Annotated in this window: 1 protein-coding gene; it reads left to right on the forward strand. The window is 64.8% G+C overall.

Going from position 1 to position 528, the window contains the following annotated elements; translation table 11 throughout:
* Positions 1-111 precede the first annotated feature (111 nt).
* A partial coding sequence (locus tag AC1DZC_RS20365; RefSeq protein ID WP_477044553.1) for an ACT domain-containing protein occupies positions 112-528 on the forward strand: 417 nt, incomplete at its 3' end.

A 528-nucleotide genomic window follows, 5' to 3' on the forward strand; every position in this document is an offset into this window, starting at 1 on the left:
TCTCTTCCCCTTTGGCGGGCTGGAGCGCACCGCGCGCTGGATGGGCGCGATCGCCGCGGGGCGCTTCCGGCTGCGCGACTCCGAATGGGGCTTTCAGGCGCTGGACCAGTGATGACCGACTCCTATCTCCTCACCCTCTCCTGCACTGACAGGCCCGGGATCGTTGCCGCGATATCGACCTATCTCACCGAGTGCGGCGGCAATATCCTCGAGGCTCAGCAGTTCGAGGACGCCGAGACCGGACGGTTCTTCATGCGCGTCGAATTTGCGCTGGACGGGCGAGCACCGTTCGAACAGGTGCGCGAGCAATTCCAGCCCCTCGCCGCGAAGTTCGCGATCGACTGGCAGATGCGCGCTCGGGCTGAGCGTCGGCGCGTCCTTATCCTCGTTTCCCGGCCCGACCATTGTCTGGTCGATCTGCTGTATCGCCTGCGAACCGGCGATCTCGCGATGACAGTGGTCGGCGTGGCTTCCAATCATCGACGCGAGGCGTTGGCGACACCCCTTCTCGATGACCTGCCCTTTCAC

The sequence above is a fragment of the Cellulomonas sp. P2_B4 genome (genome assembly GCF_056404795.1).